Annotated in this window: 16 protein-coding genes and 3 tRNA genes; 8 read left to right on the top strand and 11 right to left on the bottom strand. The window is 72.0% G+C overall.

Annotated features, from left to right (window positions below):
• The coding region (locus tag HOQ23_RS13825; protein WP_172215195.1) for an HNH endonuclease signature motif containing protein at positions 1-635 on the top strand (635 nt) is incomplete at its 5' end.
• Between the two features lie 382 nt (positions 636-1,017).
• Here the strand turns inward: HOQ23_RS13825 and HOQ23_RS13820 are convergent.
• Both HOQ23_RS13820 and HOQ23_RS13815 read right to left on the bottom strand, forming a co-directional pair.
• Positions 1,018-1,090: transfer RNA gene (locus HOQ23_RS13820), tRNA-Lys, on the bottom strand.
• A 78-nt stretch (positions 1,091-1,168) separates the two neighbouring features.
• The gene (locus HOQ23_RS13815) at positions 1,169-2,755 is read right to left on the bottom strand and encodes an NAD(P)/FAD-dependent oxidoreductase (protein ID WP_172215194.1); all 1,587 of its coding nucleotides are present in this window, start codon (positions 2,753-2,755) and stop codon (positions 1,169-1,171) included.
• A gap of 142 nt (positions 2,756-2,897) precedes the next feature.
• Between HOQ23_RS13815 and HOQ23_RS13810 the strand changes: the two genes are divergently transcribed.
• Positions 2,898-3,536 carry a hypothetical protein gene (locus HOQ23_RS13810; RefSeq protein ID WP_172215193.1) on the top strand — a complete coding sequence of 213 codons (639 nt, stop codon included), beginning with the start codon at positions 2,898-2,900 and terminating at the stop codon, positions 3,534-3,536.
• A complete protein-coding gene (locus HOQ23_RS13805) occupies positions 3,537-4,901 on the top strand; it encodes a PAS domain-containing sensor histidine kinase (RefSeq protein ID WP_172215192.1) in 1,365 nt (454 codons plus the stop codon).
• Positions 4,902-4,903: 2 nt separating this feature from the next.
• Here the strand turns inward: HOQ23_RS13805 and HOQ23_RS20575 are convergent, their stop codons facing one another.
• The 3 genes from HOQ23_RS20575 to orn form a co-directional block, all read right to left on the bottom strand.
• A complete protein-coding gene (locus tag HOQ23_RS20575; RefSeq protein WP_216654228.1) occupies positions 4,904-5,416 on the bottom strand; it encodes a potassium channel family protein in 513 nt (170 codons plus the stop codon).
• A gap of 136 nt (positions 5,417-5,552) precedes the next feature.
• Positions 5,553-5,628, bottom strand: a tRNA-His gene (locus HOQ23_RS13795).
• Between the two features lie 45 nt (positions 5,629-5,673).
• Positions 5,674-6,345, bottom strand: a complete 672-nt coding sequence (orn, locus tag HOQ23_RS13790; protein WP_172215191.1) for an oligoribonuclease — start codon at positions 6,343-6,345, stop codon at positions 5,674-5,676.
• A gap of 158 nt (positions 6,346-6,503) precedes the next feature.
• On the opposite strand from orn, the gene HOQ23_RS13785 reads away from it, so the two are divergent.
• The 3 genes from HOQ23_RS13785 to HOQ23_RS13775 are packed head-to-tail and all read left to right on the top strand — an operon-like array spanning position 6,504 to position 8,810.
• Positions 6,504-7,001, top strand: coding sequence for a MauE/DoxX family redox-associated membrane protein (locus HOQ23_RS13785; protein ID WP_172215190.1), 498 nt, complete (start codon positions 6,504-6,506; stop codon positions 6,999-7,001).
• Positions 7,001-7,753, top strand: a complete 753-nt coding sequence (locus HOQ23_RS13780) for a DsbA family protein (protein ID WP_172215189.1) — start codon at positions 7,001-7,003, stop codon at positions 7,751-7,753. Before HOQ23_RS13785 ends, HOQ23_RS13780 begins: the two co-directional genes overlap by 1 nt.
• A 25-nt stretch (positions 7,754-7,778) precedes the next feature.
• Positions 7,779-8,810 carry an adenosine deaminase gene (locus HOQ23_RS13775; protein WP_172215188.1) on the top strand — a complete coding sequence of 344 codons (1,032 nt, stop codon included), beginning with the start codon at positions 7,779-7,781 and terminating at the stop codon, positions 8,808-8,810.
• Here HOQ23_RS13775 and HOQ23_RS13770 read toward each other — a convergent pair.
• The 5 genes from HOQ23_RS13770 to HOQ23_RS13750 all read right to left on the bottom strand — a co-directional run bounded on the left by HOQ23_RS13770 (position 8,792) and on the right by HOQ23_RS13750 (position 12,121).
• Positions 8,792-9,223, bottom strand: a complete 432-nt coding sequence (locus HOQ23_RS13770; RefSeq protein WP_172215187.1) for a DUF6314 family protein — start codon at positions 9,221-9,223, stop codon at positions 8,792-8,794. The two genes, HOQ23_RS13775 and HOQ23_RS13770, sit on opposite strands and share 19 nt — an antisense overlap.
• Before the next feature lie 172 nt (positions 9,224-9,395).
• Positions 9,396-9,500, bottom strand: a complete 105-nt coding sequence (locus HOQ23_RS13765; protein ID WP_172215186.1) for a GntR family transcriptional regulator — start codon at positions 9,498-9,500, stop codon at positions 9,396-9,398.
• Positions 9,501-9,574: 74 nt separating this feature from the next.
• Positions 9,575-11,452: a Na+/H+ antiporter gene (locus HOQ23_RS13760; RefSeq protein WP_172215185.1), complete on the bottom strand. Its 1,878-nt coding sequence runs from the start codon at positions 11,450-11,452 to the stop codon at positions 9,575-9,577.
• A 78-nt stretch (positions 11,453-11,530) separates the two neighbouring features.
• Entirely contained in the window at positions 11,531-11,896 is a 366-nt protein-coding gene (locus HOQ23_RS13755) for a hypothetical protein (RefSeq protein WP_172215184.1), read from the bottom strand.
• A 148-nt stretch (positions 11,897-12,044) separates the two neighbouring features.
• Positions 12,045-12,121: transfer RNA gene (locus HOQ23_RS13750), tRNA-Arg, on the bottom strand.
• A gap of 614 nt (positions 12,122-12,735) precedes the next feature.
• Between HOQ23_RS13750 and HOQ23_RS13745 the strand changes: the two genes are divergently transcribed.
• Positions 12,736-13,950: an IS110 family transposase gene (locus HOQ23_RS13745; protein ID WP_216654227.1), complete on the top strand. Its 1,215-nt coding sequence runs from the start codon at positions 12,736-12,738 to the stop codon at positions 13,948-13,950.
• Positions 13,951-14,055: 105 nt separating this feature from the next.
• On the opposite strand, the gene HOQ23_RS13740 is transcribed toward HOQ23_RS13745, so the two are convergent.
• Entirely contained in the window at positions 14,056-14,637 is a 582-nt protein-coding gene (locus HOQ23_RS13740; RefSeq protein ID WP_172215182.1) for an abortive infection family protein, read from the bottom strand.
• Here HOQ23_RS13740 and HOQ23_RS13735 point away from each other — a divergent pair.
• Positions 14,609-15,916 (top strand): Ig-like domain-containing protein, encoded by a 1,308-nt coding sequence (locus tag HOQ23_RS13735; protein WP_172215181.1) that lies wholly within the window; start codon positions 14,609-14,611, stop codon positions 15,914-15,916. The genes HOQ23_RS13740 and HOQ23_RS13735 overlap by 29 nt on opposite strands.
• Positions 15,917-15,954 lie beyond the last annotated feature (38 nt).

Below are 15,954 nucleotides of genomic sequence, written 5' to 3'. Positions count from 1 at the left end.
CCCACGGCCGGTTCACCATCCCCACCCACCACGCAGCGATGCTGCGCGCTGCGCTCCTCGCCATCGCTGCTCCCAAGCACCAGCAGGCCGTCAACGGCGCCGGGGCCGTCGGCGCTGAGCGGCGGCCAGGTCCGGAGCGGATGGGGCAGGCGTTCTGCGAGTTCCTCGAGCGCTACCCCGCCGACCGGCTCCCCGACGCCGGCGGCGTCGCCGCCACGATCGTGGTCACGATGCCGCTGGAGTCCCTGCTCGGCGGGCTCCGCGCCGCCCACCTGCACACCGGCGAGACCATCTCCGCGTCGGAGGCCCGCCGCCTGGCGTGCCAGGCGGGAATCGTGCCGGCAGTCCTCGACGGCGAAGGCCGGCCGCTCGACGTCGGCCGCAAGCGCCGGTTCCACACCAAGACCCACCGGGTCGCCCTCGCGCTGCGCGACGGCGGCTGCACCGCCGAGGGCTGCGACTGGCCACCGGGCCTGTGCCACGCCCACCACGACGTCCCCTGGTCGCGCGGCGGAGGCACCAGCGTGGCCAGCGGCCGGCTCCTCTGCCCCCGCCACCACGCCCGCGCCCACGACCCCGCCTACGAGACCAAGCACCTCCCCGGCGGCAAGCTCACCTTCCACCGACGCTGCTAGACCGACCGGCCGTGCCTGACCGCGTGCGGCGGTCGTCCGCTGTCCTCACTGCCCTGCCGCCGCGGTGGGTCGAGGGATCGCGGGTGCGAGCGGTCCGGCATGTCCACGATGCGGTGGTATGACGCCCCGGCAACAACGCTGGGTCTGGTCGCCGAGCCTGGGATCGCCAGTACTGCGTGGATGCTCATCATCGGGGCCCGCGTGGTCGTGGCGCTGGCGTTGGCTGGCAGCCCAGTCGAAGCCGACGCGATCGAAGAGCCGGCGCGGGCTCGGCGGTGGTGACGGACCGGTGCGGACGCTGCCCAGGGCGAGGGGGAGAGCACCTGGGGAGGGAACGAAAAAGCCCCTGACCAACGTTTCCGCTGGTCAGGGGCTGTATCTGTACGCCATCAGGGACTCGAACCCCGAACCCGCTGATTAAGAGTCAGCTGCTCTGCCAATTGAGCTAATGGCGCCCGGTGAAGCGAGTAGAACACTACCAGCGGGTGGGCGTCGTGGGTAATCGGGAGGCCATGACCCGCGCCACACCGTGCTCAGCGGGTCTCCAGCACCGCCTGCGCGGCGTCGTGGCCCCCGAGGCCGGAGACCGCGCCGCCGCGTCGGGCGCCCGATCCGCACAGCAGCACCGGCTCCAGCTCGGTCTGCACGCCCCAGCGCTGGGCGGGGGTCTCCAGGCGCGCGCGGGACGGCGCCCAGGGCCAGTCGAGCGGGCCGTGGAAGATGTGCCCGCCCGGCATCGCGAGGTCGGCCTCGATCTCGTGGGGGACCTTGGCCTCGAGGCACAGGTCGCCGTTGCCGTCACGGGCGATGCAGGACTCGATGGGCTCGGCGAGGTGCTCGTCCAGCGAGGCGAGGGCGCGGGCGACCGCGGTCTCCTTGGCGCCTGGGTCGTCGGTGAAGAGGGTGCCCGGGGTGTGGAGGCCGAAGTAGGTCAGCGTCTGGGTGCCCGCGGGCGCGTCGTCGCCGAGGATCGAGGGGTCGCTCAGCGAGTGGCAGTACACCTCGCCCGGCAGCACCTCCGGGACCCGCCCGGCCGCCGCGTCGGCGTACGCCGCCTCGAGCCGGGAGTAGTCCTCCGAGAGGTGCAGGGTGCCGGCGAAGGCCACCGCCGGGTCGGCGCCGCTGCGCAGGCGCGGGAGCCGGTCGAGCAGCAGGTTCAGCTTCAGCTGCGAGCCCACGGGCTTGGTCGCCGCATCGGGCTCCTCGCCGAGCAGGATCCGCAGCACCCAGGGCGCCACGTTGGCCAGCACGTGCCGCGCGGCAACGGTACGCCGCGGGCCGCCGTCACCGTCCCAGGTGACCTCGGCGCCACCGTCGCCGCCGCGGATCGCGTGCACGCCGGCGGAGGTGATGATCTCCGCGCCGGCCTCGACCGCGGCCCGGGCCAGCGCGTCGGTGACCGCGCCCATCCCGCCCACGGGCACCCGCCACTCGCCGGTGCCGTTGCCGATCAGGTGGTAGAGGAAGCACCGGTTCTGCTCCAGCGAGTCCGCGCGCAGTGAGGCGAAGGTGCCGATCAGCGCGTCGGTGGCCACCACGCCGCGCACGGTGTCGTCGGCGAAGCGCGCCTCGATGGTCTCGCCGAGGGGTCGCTCGACCAGGTCGCGCCAGACGTTCGCCTCGACCTGCTCGCGCAGCGACCGCTCGGTGGGCAGCGGCTCCATGAGGGTGGGCGCCACCGCGGCGGCCAGGCCCTCGACGTCGGCGTAGAAGCGCTGCCACGCGGCGTACTCCTCCTCGCCGCCGGTGAGCGCGCGGAACGACTCGCGGGTCGCGGGTCCCTCCGGCCGCTCGACCAGCAGCCCGCCGTGCCGCCCGTCGCGCACCCAGGGGGTGTACGAGGCGGTGCTGCGCGAGGTCAGGGCGAGGTCGAGGCCGAGCTCGTCGACCAGCCGCGTGGGCATCAGCGAGACCAGGTAGGAGTAGCGCGAGAGGCGGGTGCTGCGCCCCGGGAACGCCTGCGCGGAGACCGCGGCGCCGCCGACGTGGTCGAGGCGCTCGAGCACCAGGACCGACAGTCCCGCGCGGGCCAGGTAGGCGGCCGAGACCAGGCCGTTGTGTCCGCCGCCGACGATCACGACGTCGTAGCGCTGCTGACGGGGAGGGTGCGCGTTGCTCACGCACAGCAACCTAGGCCACCGGCTCCCGGGCGGTCCTCCGCGCGGTCCGGGCGGGCTCCCCGGGCGCGCGGAAAACCCCGCGCGGGCCGGTGCCGGCGTGGTGGGATGTGCCCGGAACGAGACCGTCCGGGGAGGGGTGGAGGTGAAGGGGTCCGCGGGGGTCCGTGTCTCAGCGCTGCTGGTGCTGCTGGGCGTGCTGGGTTTCGCTGCCGTCGCGGCCGCCCCGGCAGACGGGCATGTGATCGGCATCTGGCCGACCGGTCTGGCCACCGTGCTGGTGCTCACCGCCGACCGCCGCTGGCGCACCCCGCTGCTGCTCGTGGTGCTCGCCTTCGCGATGACGACGATCTGGGCCGGCGGGCGTCCGCCCGACGTCGCGCTGGGCTTCTCCGCCGGCATCGCGCTCGAGACACTGGTGGCCGTGCGGATCCTCGGTGGCCGTGACCACCGGCCCATACGGATCGTTGGGGACGCAGACCTGGTCCGCTACCTGCTGGCCACGGGGGCGGCGGGACTGGTCGCCGGCGGCTCCGCGTTCCTGACCGCGGTGGTCACCGGGTGGGGGACCCCGTGGTTCGTCGGGCTGGCGATTGGCGTCGCGCACTGTGCCTCACAGCTGTGCGTGATCCCGATCTTCGCCCAGCTCCCGCTGCACGGCGCCGTGGCCCGTGCCCCGGAACGGGTGGTGCAGTGGCTGGTCGTGCTGGTGGTCGTGCCCGTCGTCTTCGTCCCCCGGGACTTCCCGAGCCTCACCTTCGTGGTGATCCCGCTGCTCGCCTAGGTGGCGCTGCGCAGCCACCCCCGCGAGGCGCTGGCGCAGATGTGCACGGTGCTGGGCTGCGCGATCTCGATGACCACCTTCGGGTTCGGTCCCTTCGCCGGCGCGCCCACGGCGTACGGCCTCGACCACGACGCCCGCGGGGTGCTGCTCGGTCTCTATGCCGCGACCTGCGCGCTGATCGTCGTCCCCCTCGTGCAGCGGGTGGGCGTCCACATCGCCACCTCGCGGTCCGCCCGCGTGGAGCGCGACCAGCTGCGCAACGTCGTGCGCAGCACCCCGGGCGTCGCCATCATCGGCACCGACCCCGAGTGCCGCGTGACGCTGTTCAACCCCGGCGCGGAGCGGTTGCTCGGCTACCGCGCCGAGGACCTGCTCGGGCGTTCGATGGGGGCCCTGTTCTCGGCCTCGTCGATCCGGCTCAAGGCCGAGGAGATGGGCGTGCCCGCCGACTTCGCCTCGGTCGGGACCGCGATCGCCGACCCGGCCGTCGGCCAGACCTGGCTGCGGCTGCGGCGCAGCGACGGCGAGGAGCGCGACCACATGCTCACGCTCTCGCGCATCACCGCCGACGACGGCACCACGCTCGGGTTCGTGAGCACCTCCGAGGACGTGACCGAGAGCCTGGTGGCCGAGAATGCGCTCAAGGAGGCCGTCGAGCGGCTGCGCGAGGTCGACGCGGTGAAGGACGCGTTCGTCTCGAGCGTCAGCCACGAGCTGCGCACCCCGATCACCAGCATCCAGGGCTACCTGGAGCTCCTCGAGGACGGGTCGTACGGCGACCTCGCGCCGGCCCAGCTCAACGCGGTGCGCCGGGTGGCCGGCAACAGCCAGCGCCTGCTCGGCCTGATCGACGACCTGCTCACCTTGTCGAAGATGCAGGAGGGTGCCTCGATCGTGGCGGTCGAGCGGGCCTTCGACCTGCGCCGGGCGGTGGAGACGGCGTACGCCCTGGTCACCCCGGTGCTCGAGCACCGCCACCTCTCGATGAGCCTGACGCTGCCGCCCGAGCCCGTGCCGTTCCTCGGCGACCGCGACATGGTGGAGCGACTGGTGGTCAACCTGGTCGGCAACGCCGTCAAGTTCACCCCCGACGAGGGGTCGGTCGACGTCGCCCTGGAGAACGACGGCGAGCAGACCCTGCTGCGGGTCTCCGACACCGGCATCGGGATCCCGCTGGGGGAGCAGCAGCACCTGTTCCAGCGCTTCTTCCGCTCCGAGCTGGCCCAGAAGCACGCCATCCAGGGCAGCGGGCTCGGGCTGTCGATCTCGCGGGCGGTGGTGGAGCGGCACGGCGGCACGATCGAGGTGGTCTCCGACACCGGCGCCGGCACGACGTTCCTGGTGCGGATGCCGGTCGTCGCCTGACCTCAGCGCGGGCCGCGGCTCTGGGCGGAGGAGCGCACGAGCGTGGCGACCACCGCGACGCTGAACACGATCAGGCCGCACACCATGCCACGGGCGACCTGCCCGAGGGCGTGCACGTCGCCGTACCCGACCGTGGCCATGGTGCTCAACGTGAAGTACAGCGCGTCCGTGCGGGTGCTGAGGCCCTCGAACTGCCGCGGCGCCAGCAGCTCGAGAAGGTAGAAGGCGAGCGAGAACGCCGCGACCAGCACCACGACCATCACGGTCAGGACGCCTGCGGTGCGCGCCTCGGAACCGGCCCGCACCCGGCGCAGCTCGAGCACCATCGCGGTCCCGACCAGCGCCAGGCCGGCGGCCGTCAGCAGGAGGCTCCCGGCGATGGCGGCGCCGGAGCTGTCCTCACCGAGCGGGACGGCGAAGTAGACCACCAGGACGCCGACCGAGGCCCACGCCGGGTGCCGCCACCGGTCCCGGTGGCCGGGCGCCGGCTCGCCGGGGGAGGAGTCCTCGGCCATGGTGACCTCCTCCTGCGGCGCCAGGACCCGCAGTGGCTGAGGGCGTGCGCGCGCCGTGCTCGCGTCGTCCCATCGTCGGACGCGGGCGGGAATGAGTCGAGCCCCCGACCTGTCCAGGTCGGGGGCTCGATCTCGTTGGGGTGAGTAACGGGACTTGAACCCGCGACATCTGCGACCACAACGCAGCGCTCTACCAGCTGAGCTATACCCACCATCAGCTCCGGCGAGGCCGGTAGCCGAGGACAAGTGTAGGGGAACTACTCGCCCGGTGTGGAATCGGGGGAGACGGTGGACGTCTCGGCGCCCGCGACGCCCGGCTGGGGGATGCCGGTGATCGACCCGCCGTGCTTCTCGGCCAGCTGCTTGGCGCTCTCGCTGTCGATGCCCGGGGAGGGCAGGAAGACGGCCTCGCGGTAGTAGCGCAGCTCCTCGATGCTCTCCTGGATGTCGGCCAGGGCGCGGTGGTTGCCCTGCTTGGCCGGGGCCTGGAAGTACGCGCGGGGGAACCAGCGGCGCGAGAGCTCCTTGATGGAGGAGACGTCGACGATGCGGTAGTGCAGGAACGACTCGAGCACGGGCAGGTCGCGGGCGAGGAACATCCGGTCGGTCGCCACCGTGTTGCCGGCGAGCGGGGGCCGGCTGCCGTCGGGGCAGTGCTCGCGGATGTAGGCGAGGGTGCGCTCCTCGGCCTCGGCGAGCGTCACGCCGTCGGCGAGCTCCTCGAGCAGCCCGGACTTCTCGTGCATGTCGCGCACGAAGTCGCCCATCTGGTCCAGCGCCTCCTGCGGGGGGCGGATCACGATGTCCACTCCCTCGCCGAGCACGTTGAGATCGAAGTCGGTCACCAGGGCCGCCACCTCGATCAGCGCGTCCGCGCCGGTGTCGAGGCCGGTCATCTCACAGTCGATCCACACGAGTCGGTCGTTCACGACGAGCCAGCCTAGGCCACACCACCCACCGGGCCCGCGCTCGCACGTGCGCCGGCGACGCCGGGCGACCCCGGTGCCCCGCCGCGGGAAGTTGGTCCCGTGGTTCGAGGGCCGAGGCCTCTCAGCAAGGACTCAGGGCGTCTGCCTACGGTGGTGCCGTGAGGGAGTGGGGCGGACTCGTCGTGCGCGTGGTGAGCGGTGCGGTGCTGCTCGTCGCCGGCGCCGTCAAGCTGCCCGACCCCGGCGCGAGCGTGCGCGCGGTGCGCGCCTACGACCTGCTGCCGGAGGCGGTGGTGCCCACCGTGGGCTACCTGCTGCCGGTCCTGGAGGTCGTGGTCGGCGCGCTGCTCGTCGTGGGGCTGCTGACCCGCGGTGCGGCTGCCGTGGCGGCGCTGCTCTACCTGGCGTTCGTGATCGGCATCGCGAGCGCCTGGGCGCGCGGGCTGACCATCGACTGCGGCTGCTTCGGCGGCGGCGGCCAGGATCCCGACGCGGCCTCGAAGTACCCCTGGGAGCTCGCGCGCGACGGCGTACTGCTGCTGGCCAGCCTGTGGCTTGTCCGGAGGCCGCGGACCCGGCTCGCGCTCGACAACCGGGTCTTCGCGCCGATCACCCTCACCACGATCCCCGTCGTCCAGCACAGAAATGAGAGCTGATGTCCAAGAAGAACACCTCGGGTGCCCCGCGTTCGCGGGCCGCAGCCGTCGTCGCCCAGCAGCAGGCGGAGGAGAGGCGCCGCCGTCTGTTCATGATCGGCGGTGTCGTCGTCGCGCTGCTCATGGTGATCGTGGCCGGGGTGCTGGTGCAGCAGGCGCGGGACACCTCCTCCGACGTCGACGCGCCCGTCGCGGGCGGCAGCTCGACCGGCGTCGAGGAGTTCGGACTGTCCTACGGCGACCCGTCGGCGCCGCACACCGTGGTCGTCTACGAGGACTTCCTGTGCCCCTACTGCGGGCTGCTCGAGAAGGCCACCCGTGACGACCTGGACCGGCTGGCCGAGGAGGGCAAGGTCTTCGTCGAGTACCGCCCGTTCAACCTGCTGAGCCGCATGGGCGACTACTCCGCGCGCGCCGCCAACGCCTTCCGCGTCGTGACGGAGGAGTCGGGCCCGGAGACCGCGAAGCGCTTCCACCAGATCCTCTTCGACAACCAGCCCGAGGAGGGCAAGGACTACCCCGACGACGACCAGCTGGTCGCCTGGGCGGTCGAGGCCGGCGCCGAGGAGGACGCGGTGCGTCCCGGCATCGAGGACCAGAGCCGGATGGACTGGGTCGAGGCCGCCACGAAGTCCGCCACCGACTCCGGGGTCCGCGGCACGCCGACGGTCCTGCTCGACGGTGAGGTCTTCCAGGCCAGCGGCAGCGTCGACGACCTGGCCGACGCGCTGGCCAAGGAGTTGGAGGGCTGAGCGCGCCGGCGCCACACTGCGTCGGATGAGCCCCCTGCGCGACTTCATCCGCGGCCTTCCGAAGGCGGAGCTGCACGTCCACCACGTCGGCTCCGCCTCGCCGCGCATCGTCAGTGAGCTGGCGGCGCGGCACCCGGGCACCGTGCCCAGCGATCTCGACGCGCTGCGGGAGTTCTTCGAGTTCCGCGACTTCGCGCACTTCATCGAGGTCTACCTGGCGGTGGTCGCCCTGGTGCGGACCCCGGAGGACATCCGCTACCTGACCTACGAGGTCGGTCGTGAGATGGCCGAGGCACAGGGGGTCCGCTACGCGGAGCTGACCTGCACGCCGTACACCTCGGTGCGCCCGCACGAGCCGGGCGTCGGGATGGCGATCGAGGCCTACACCGAGGCGATCGAGGACGCGCGGGTCTCGGTGGAGCGCGACTTCGGGCTGGTGCTGCGCTGGATCTACGACATCCCGGGGGAGTCCGGGCTGCCGGCCGCGGACGCCACGCTCGACTTCGCGCTGCGCCACCGTCCCGAGGCGCTCGTCGGCTTCGGGCTCGGCGGCCCGGAGATCGGCGTCCCGCGCCCGCAGTTCCAGCCGCACTTCGAGGCCGCCCGCGCCGCCGGGCTGCGCTCGGTGCCGCACGCGGGGGAGACCACCGGTCCGGAGACGGTGTGGGACGCCGTACGGCTGCTGGGGGCGGAGCGGATCGGGCACGGCACCTCCGCCGCGCAGGACCCCGCGCTGCTCGCGCACCTCGCCGAGCACGGGATCGCCCTCGAGGTCTGCCCGACCTCCAACGTCGCCACCCGCGCCGTCGCCTCGCTGGAGGAGCACCCGATCCGCGCCTTCCGGGACGCCGGTGTCGCGGTGACGGTGCACTCCGACGACCCGCCGATGTTCAACACCACGCTCAACCAGGAGTACGAGGTCGCCGCCTGCCTTCTCGACCTCGACGCCGCCGGGGTCGCCGACCTCGCCCGTGCGTCCGTGCACGCGTCGTTCGCCGAGGACGAGGTGCGCCGCCGGCTGCTCACGGAGATCGACGACTACGTCACGGGCGCCTGACGGGCCGTGTGGCGGGTGCGCATCGTGTAGTCCTTCTCCGGGCCGCGGCAGTCCCAGCGCACCGTCCACGCGGACCGGTCGGGGCCGACCTCGACCAGGCCGCGGTAGTCGTCGCGCCCGCACGGGTGGTGCACCTGCGCGCCGACCGACCACGGGTGGAAGTCGCGCCCGTCGCCGAACAGCACCCACCAGCCCTCCGCGCGGCGTACGACGGACAGGGTCCGGCTCACCGGCACCTCGCCCCCGGACCAGGTCATCGTCCCCGTCTCGCTCCACCGCACCCGGTCGTCGTCGACGCGGGTGAGCGTCGCGCTCCCGCGCACCGCCCGCTCCTCCCCGCCCCACCGGTCCTCGATCTCGCGGGTCAGGGTCCAGGTCCCGAGCAGGTCGAGCGGGGAGACGTCGCTGGTCACCCCGCCATTGTGCTCGGCCACTGGAACGTCGCGCGGTCGCGCCCGGTCGGTCGGTCGAGCCTGCCGCGCCTCGTTGGCTGCCAGAAGGGGGCCACGTCGCCGCGACGGCTCGCGCTGAACCGACTCGGGTCGCCTGGTTCAGACGCGCTGCGGCCGAACCCGAAGTCGTCGATCAGCTCGGCAGACGCTGGCCGGGACGGAGCTCGCCGGCGAGGATGCAGCGGCGCACGACGGCGGCCACCGCCTCGTAGGCAGGCACCTTCACCGAGTCAGTCATGGGGTCCCTTCATCTCGGGGAGAAGTCAACCACCCTGGCGGCCCCGGTGCGGCACAGCGCGCGGGCCGAGGCACTCACGCGGTCAGGTGGTGCACGTAGCACCACCGCCAGTCCTCGGCGGGCTCGGCCGACTGGATCACCGGGTGCTGGGTGTCGTGGAAGTGCTCGGTGGCGTGCCGGCGCGGCGAGGAGTCGCAGCATCCGACGTACCCGCACTCCAGGCAGCGGCGCAGCGAGACCCAGCGGGTGCCCTCGGCGACGCAGCTCGGGCACGCCGTCGCCGGCGGCTCGGCGACGGCCGGGCGACCGGTCAGGTCGTCGCAGAGCTCGCCGATCTGCCAGCGCCGCGCGGCGTACACGGCCGTCTCGTCGCGCTCCTGCTCGGCGTTGTCGAGCATCGACTCCTCGAGGTCGAGCATCGCGAGCACGTCGGCGACCACGTCGGCCGGGACCTGGCCGGCGCCGCGGATCTCGAGGATCCGACGGCGCTCGACGTCGAGCAGGTGGGTGCGGATCCGGTAGTAGAGCGCGGCCGGCGACTCCTGGCCGGCCTGGGTGCCAAGCCGCTCCCAGGCCGCGAAGTTGCGCTGGTCGAGGCCCTGGCGGATCAGGTCGACGACGCCGGCGGGATCGTCGTACTCCAGCGTCTCGAGCTCGTCGACGGCCGCCTTCGACGCCTGCTGGAGCAGGGTCGCGCGGGCGAGCGCGTCGTCGAGGGGGTCGGGGGAGGGGACACGGAGCCGGCGGGCGAACCACGGCAGCGAGAGGCCCTGCACGAGCAGGGTCCCCGCGACGACCGTGAACGCCGCCATCACCAGCACCTCGCGGTGCGGGGTGTCGGCGGGGATGACGAACGCCGCCGCGAGGGTGACGACCCCGCGCATGCCGGCCCATCCGAGCAGGAACATGAACGACCAGGGCGGCGCCTGGTGGCTGGGGTGGTCGTCGTGGGCGTGGACGTGGGGGAAGAGCACCCAGCGCGAGCCGAGGACCCAGACCAGCCGCAGCACGATGACCGCGGCGAGCGTCGCCAGGCACACCGCAACGATCCGGCCGGCGCCGACGCCGCTGTCGGCGAGGTCCTGCACCAGCCACTCGGCCTGGAGCCCGATCAGCAGGAAGACCGCGTTCTCGAGGACGAAGGCGATGGTGCGCCAGTTGACCCGCTCCGCGATCCGTGACTGGGCGGTCTGCAGGATCGGCGAGCGGTGGCCGAGCAGCAGGCCGGCCACGACGACCGCGACCACCCCGGAGGCGTGGATCTCCTCGGCGAGGACGTAGCTCGCGAACGGCACCACCAGCGACAGCGCCACGTCGACCACCGGCTCGGTGATCCGGCGCCGAAGCCACGCCGTGACCCAGTACGCCGCCAGACCCACCGCGACGCCGCCCGCGGCCGCGACGACGAAGTCGAGACCGACCGCCCACGGGTGGAGCGTGGCCGCCCCGATCGTGGCGATGGTCGTGCGCAGCAGCACCAGCGCGGTCGCGTCGTTGAACAGCGACTCGCCCTCGAGGACGGTGACGATCTTGCGCGGCAGGCCGATGTGGCGGCCGATCGCGGTCGCGGCCACGGCGTCAGGCGGCGCCACCACGGCGCCGAGGGCGAGCGCGACCGGCCAGGAGATCCCCGGGACGAGCGCATGCACCACCCAGCCCACCCCGGCCGCGGTGAAGATGACCAGCCCGACGGACTGCAGCACGATCGGCCGGCGGAAGGTGGTGAGGTCGACCAGCGAGGAGGACAGTGCAGCGGCGTACAGCAGCGGCGGCAGGAGCCCCAGCAGCACGACCTCGGGCTCGAGGTGCACCTGCGGCACGAACGGCAGGAACGACGCGGCGACACCCACGACGACCAGCAGCAGCGGCGCCGGGGCGCCGAGGCGCCGCGCGACGATGACGCCGCCGAGCACGCCCAGGGCCAGGGCGATGAGGAACACGGCGACGTCCATCGCTTCATTCTGCTGACCGTCGCGGACCGCGGCAGGGTCCTGCGACCCTGTCGCTGGTCGACCTCGGCGACCTCGGCGTTATGCCTGGCAGTCCGCCCGCAGCTTCTTGATGGCAGCCGGGTCGCCGGTGATCGTGTCGCCGCGCTTCGCGAAGAGCTCGTCCTCGTAGCTGGTGAACTCCATCGCCGGGTCGTCACAGGTCGCCCAGACGGCGGCGGCGTACGCCCCGCTCTCGTCCTCGCACCCCTCGTAGTCGTCGGGCAGCGTCGCGCCCTCCTCCCAGACCTGCGTGCAGGCGGGCGCCTCCTCGGCGACCCCGGTCTCGGGCGCGTTGGTGGCATAGCCGGGGCCGGACTCGGAGTTGGATTCCGGTTCGGTGCCGCACGCGGACATGGCGAGCAGCGCAGCGAGCGTGGCAGTCGTGGCAGCGAGTCGTCGTGTCATGCCTCGCATGCTAGGCGCGCGCACCACACGAGACCCGGTGGGCTTCTTCACCCGCAATGACCCGTGAAGAACGGGGTACCTGCCGGGTTGCACGAGCCCGACGTGGGACAGCGCAGGGCGCGCCCCACGCCTGTCACGTAGTTGCGGATGGCGCCCCCGGCAGGATTCGAACCTGCGACCGGCGGATTAGAAGGCCGCTGCTCTATCCAGCTGAGCTACGGAGGCGGGGGATCAGAACTACAGTCGGGAAAAACATGGGTACAACACCCGTGTAGTTCGACCGTTGTCCGATCCGACGTCAGTATGCCGTAGGGGAGGCGTCCGTGCGGTCTCGCGGTGTGGCTGTCACCGCAACGGCGCCAGGGGTTGCTTTCGTGCATCGGCAGTTCTGGACGTTGCAGGTGTGCCCGGATCCAAGCCCGGCGGCGACGGGGCGAACGCCACACTGGTTCCGCATTGCTGAGAGCGGTGGCGGCGTCGCTGGTCGACGTACCGCTCGTGCAGAAGCTGTTCGCGTCAGTTCTTCGAAGGGATGCCGAGGTCCCAGCCAACCGAGACTCGGTTGCTCCGCGCCCGGATCGCGGCGGTTAGACGCCCACAAGCGGCTACTAGAGACTTCCTTGCAGGATCGGTGTCTGGCCAGACTCGGTCCAGGTGTCCGGCGGAGGGCTCTCCTCGCGGCTGCCCACCGAGTGTTGGTGTGGCTCTCTTCCGGTCTGCAATCCGTCGGACACCGTGACGAGGCGTGGCTCGAAAGGGGACTGCCCAGCTCGTAGTAGCACTGCCCACCTCGCCGTCCCTACCGGTACGAGGATGAGCAGGAGCAGGTAATGACGAAGGTGTTCATCGGGGTCGATCCCCACAAGCTCTCGGCCACGATCGAGGTCGTCGACCGACACGAGAAGCTTCTCGGCACCGGCCGGTTCCGCACCGACCAGGCCGGCTACGCCGCGATGCGGACCTATACGAAGAACTGGCCCGAGCGGGTCTGGGCCGTCGAGGGAGCCAACGGGGCCGGTCGCCCCCTGGCTCAACGACTCCTCGAGGACGGCGAACATGTCGTGGACGTGCCGGCCAAGCTCGCCGCCCGGGTCCGGCTCTTCGATACCGGCCACAACCGCAAGACCGACGCCCGCGACGCCCACTCGATCGCGATCGTCGCGGTCCGCACCACCAGCCTGCGAGTCCTGCGTGCCGACGGTGAGCTCGAAGCTCTACGGATGCTCTGCGACCGCCGCGAGGAGCTCACCCGACTCCGGGTCCAGACCGTGAACCGGCTCCAACGCCTCCTCGCCGAGTTGGTGCCCGGACAGGCGAAGAAGGACCTCACCGCCCTGCAGGCCAAGGCAATCCTCGCCACCGTGCGCCCTCGCGACATCGCCGGGAAGACCCGCCGACGAATCGCTGCCGAGGAGCTCGCCGACCTGGTCGCGGTCGAGGCGAAGATGAAGAAGGCCACCGCCGAGCTCAAGATCCTGGTCAAAGCCCGCGGCTCCCGACTGATGAACCTGCACGGTGTCGGACCCGTCGTCGCCGCCCGGACCCTGGCCGACGTCGGCGACATCGCCCGGTTCGCCGACCGCAACCGGTTCGCGTCCTGGACCGGCACCGCGCCCCTGGATGCCTCCTCGGGCGAGCAGAACCGGCACCGGCTCTCACGAGCCGGGAACCGCCGAATGAACCACATGATCCACATCGCCGCGGTCAGCCAGATCCGACTCGACACCGAAGGACGCGCCTACTACCGGCGCAAGCTCGCCGCCGGCAAGACCAAGCTCGAAGCACTGCGCTGCCTCAAGCGCAGGATCTCGGATGCGATCTACCGCCAGATGCTCGCCGACGCCGACCGAGCCGCGTCCACCAGCGCAGCCGAGACCGTTGGCACGGGCCCGGGAGGGCACTGCGGGGCGACTCATGAATCCAGCGCGGTCGACCTGCCCCCGCACATCGACACTTCGGATCAGCCACTTCCCGGACCCGCGAAACCGACGCTACAACCGCATCAGCCCGCCCGGAAGACCCCTCACTCGAGGACACCCCAGACCACCGGTTGACAACAAAGGGGAGCCGGTATGACGCTGACGCAAGACGTGAACCAGAGTTTGGGGACCGGCCACACGCTCGGATCTGGCTGATGGTGCCAGGGGTCGTAGGCCGGCCTAGATAAGGTTGAGGTCGCTAAGCGTCGAAACAAGGTATCTAGCGTGAGTGTCCGCGGTATCGATGGCCAATTGGCCATGTCGAGGGCGCAGCCCTTTGGGCAAGGCGGACCGACCATGACCCGTCCCGACTTCGTTGCGAAGAGTGGCAAGTGCTAGTTCGATCGTGGCCATGCCTGCGAAGAGCTGGTCAATCGCCCTCGTTGCAGTGCCCGAGCCTCGCTCCAACTCTGCAAGCCGCTTGCGAACTGTCTTGCCGAGCTTGGGAAAGTCGCTGTCGGAGTAGCTGACTTGGAGCAACTCGCATGTGGCACGGTTGCACGCCTCGATCAGTTCCTTCGCGGCGCCTATCGCTTCGGAGATCTGCGCTCGTGTCCCGAGTTTCGCCATGCGGCGGACGTAGGCGTCAAGCGCGGCTCCCTCGATCAGGCGAGAGACCCGCAGCTCCGCGAACCTGCCGTCTGGTGGGCTGACTGTGGCCGCCAGCGACGTGGGAAGGCGCGTCAAGAGGGCTTCGAGGATCTTGACGCCTTCCTCGAACGGTCCGTTCACGGTGACCGCGACGTTCTCCGAGGCGGTCACCGGTCTTGCGGCGTCCGACTTCGCCGTGGACAACGGCACCGCCGGCGGCCTGTCCGGGTCGGGCACGACCTACACGGTCACCGTCACCCCGACCGGTGACGGTCCCGTCACCGTCGAGCTGCCCGCGGCTGTCGCGACCGACGCCGCGGGCAACACCAGCACCGCGGCCGACCGCATCACCCGGACCGCGGACCTGACTCGGCCCAGCGTGGACCTGTCTGCGCCGGCCGGGCCGGTGAACGGTCCGTTCACGGTGACCGCGACGTTCTCCGAGGCCGTCACCGGGCTCGGGGCCGGTGACTTCGAGGTCGTCAACGGCTCCGCTGCCGACCTGGACGGATCTGGCGATACCTACACGGTCACCGTCACCCCGACGAGCGATGGTCCCGTCACCGTCGAGCTGCCCGCGGGTGTCGCGACCGACGCGGCGGGCAACACCAGCACCGCGGCCGACCCGTTGACCCGCACGGCGATCTGGATCGACAACGTCGCGCCGACCGCCCGGGACGACGACTACGCGCTGACCCAGGACCAGGTGCTCCGGGCCCCGGCGCCCGGCGTGCTCGGCAACGACTCCGATCCCGACGGCGACGTCCTCACCGCGACCCTCGCCCGCGACGCGGTCCACGGGACCGTGACCTTGGCCGCCAGTGGGGCGTTCACCTACACGCCCGCCGCGGGCTACTCCGGGCGCGACTCCTTCACCTACACCGCGCATGACCCCGCCGGCCGGACCAGCACGGCCACGGTGACGCTCACCGTCGCCAAGGCCCAGCCCCCGACCCGGTGCACGATCGTGGGCACACCCGGGGACGACGTCCTGCGCGGCACGCCTGGCGACGACGTGATCTGCGGCCGAGGCGGCAACGACACCATCTACGGCGGTGAGGGGAACGACGTCCTTCGAGGGGGAGCCGGCGATGACCGCCTCTACGGTGGGCCCGGTCGCGACGTCCTCCGCGGCGACCTGCGCGGGGACGCCGGCGCCGACCGCTTGTTCGGCGGCGCCGGAGACGACGTCCTCCGCGGCGGTGGCGGAAACGACGTCCTTCGCGGCGGGCGCGGCCATGACCACCTCCACGGTGGGCCCGGTCGCGACGTTCTCCGCGGCGAAGCCGGCAACGACGTCCTCCGTGGCGGTCCCGGCCGTGACCGTCTCTACGGTGGGCCCGGTCGCGACGTCCTGCGCGGCGGCGCCGGCAACGACATCCTCCGAGATGGGCCGGACCCCGACCGGCTCACGCGGGCCGGTTCCCCGGCGCGGCGCGACGGCGGCTGAGCCGGGAGCGGAGCATCCGTCGTCGGACATGCAGAAGT

This window comes from Nocardioides sp. zg-DK7169 (assembly GCF_013155365.1).
GTDB lineage: Bacteria > Actinomycetota > Actinomycetes > Propionibacteriales > Nocardioidaceae > Nocardioides.
The sequence above is the reverse complement of the archived record's forward strand: the minus strand, read 5'-3'. Positions and strand labels throughout refer to the sequence as shown.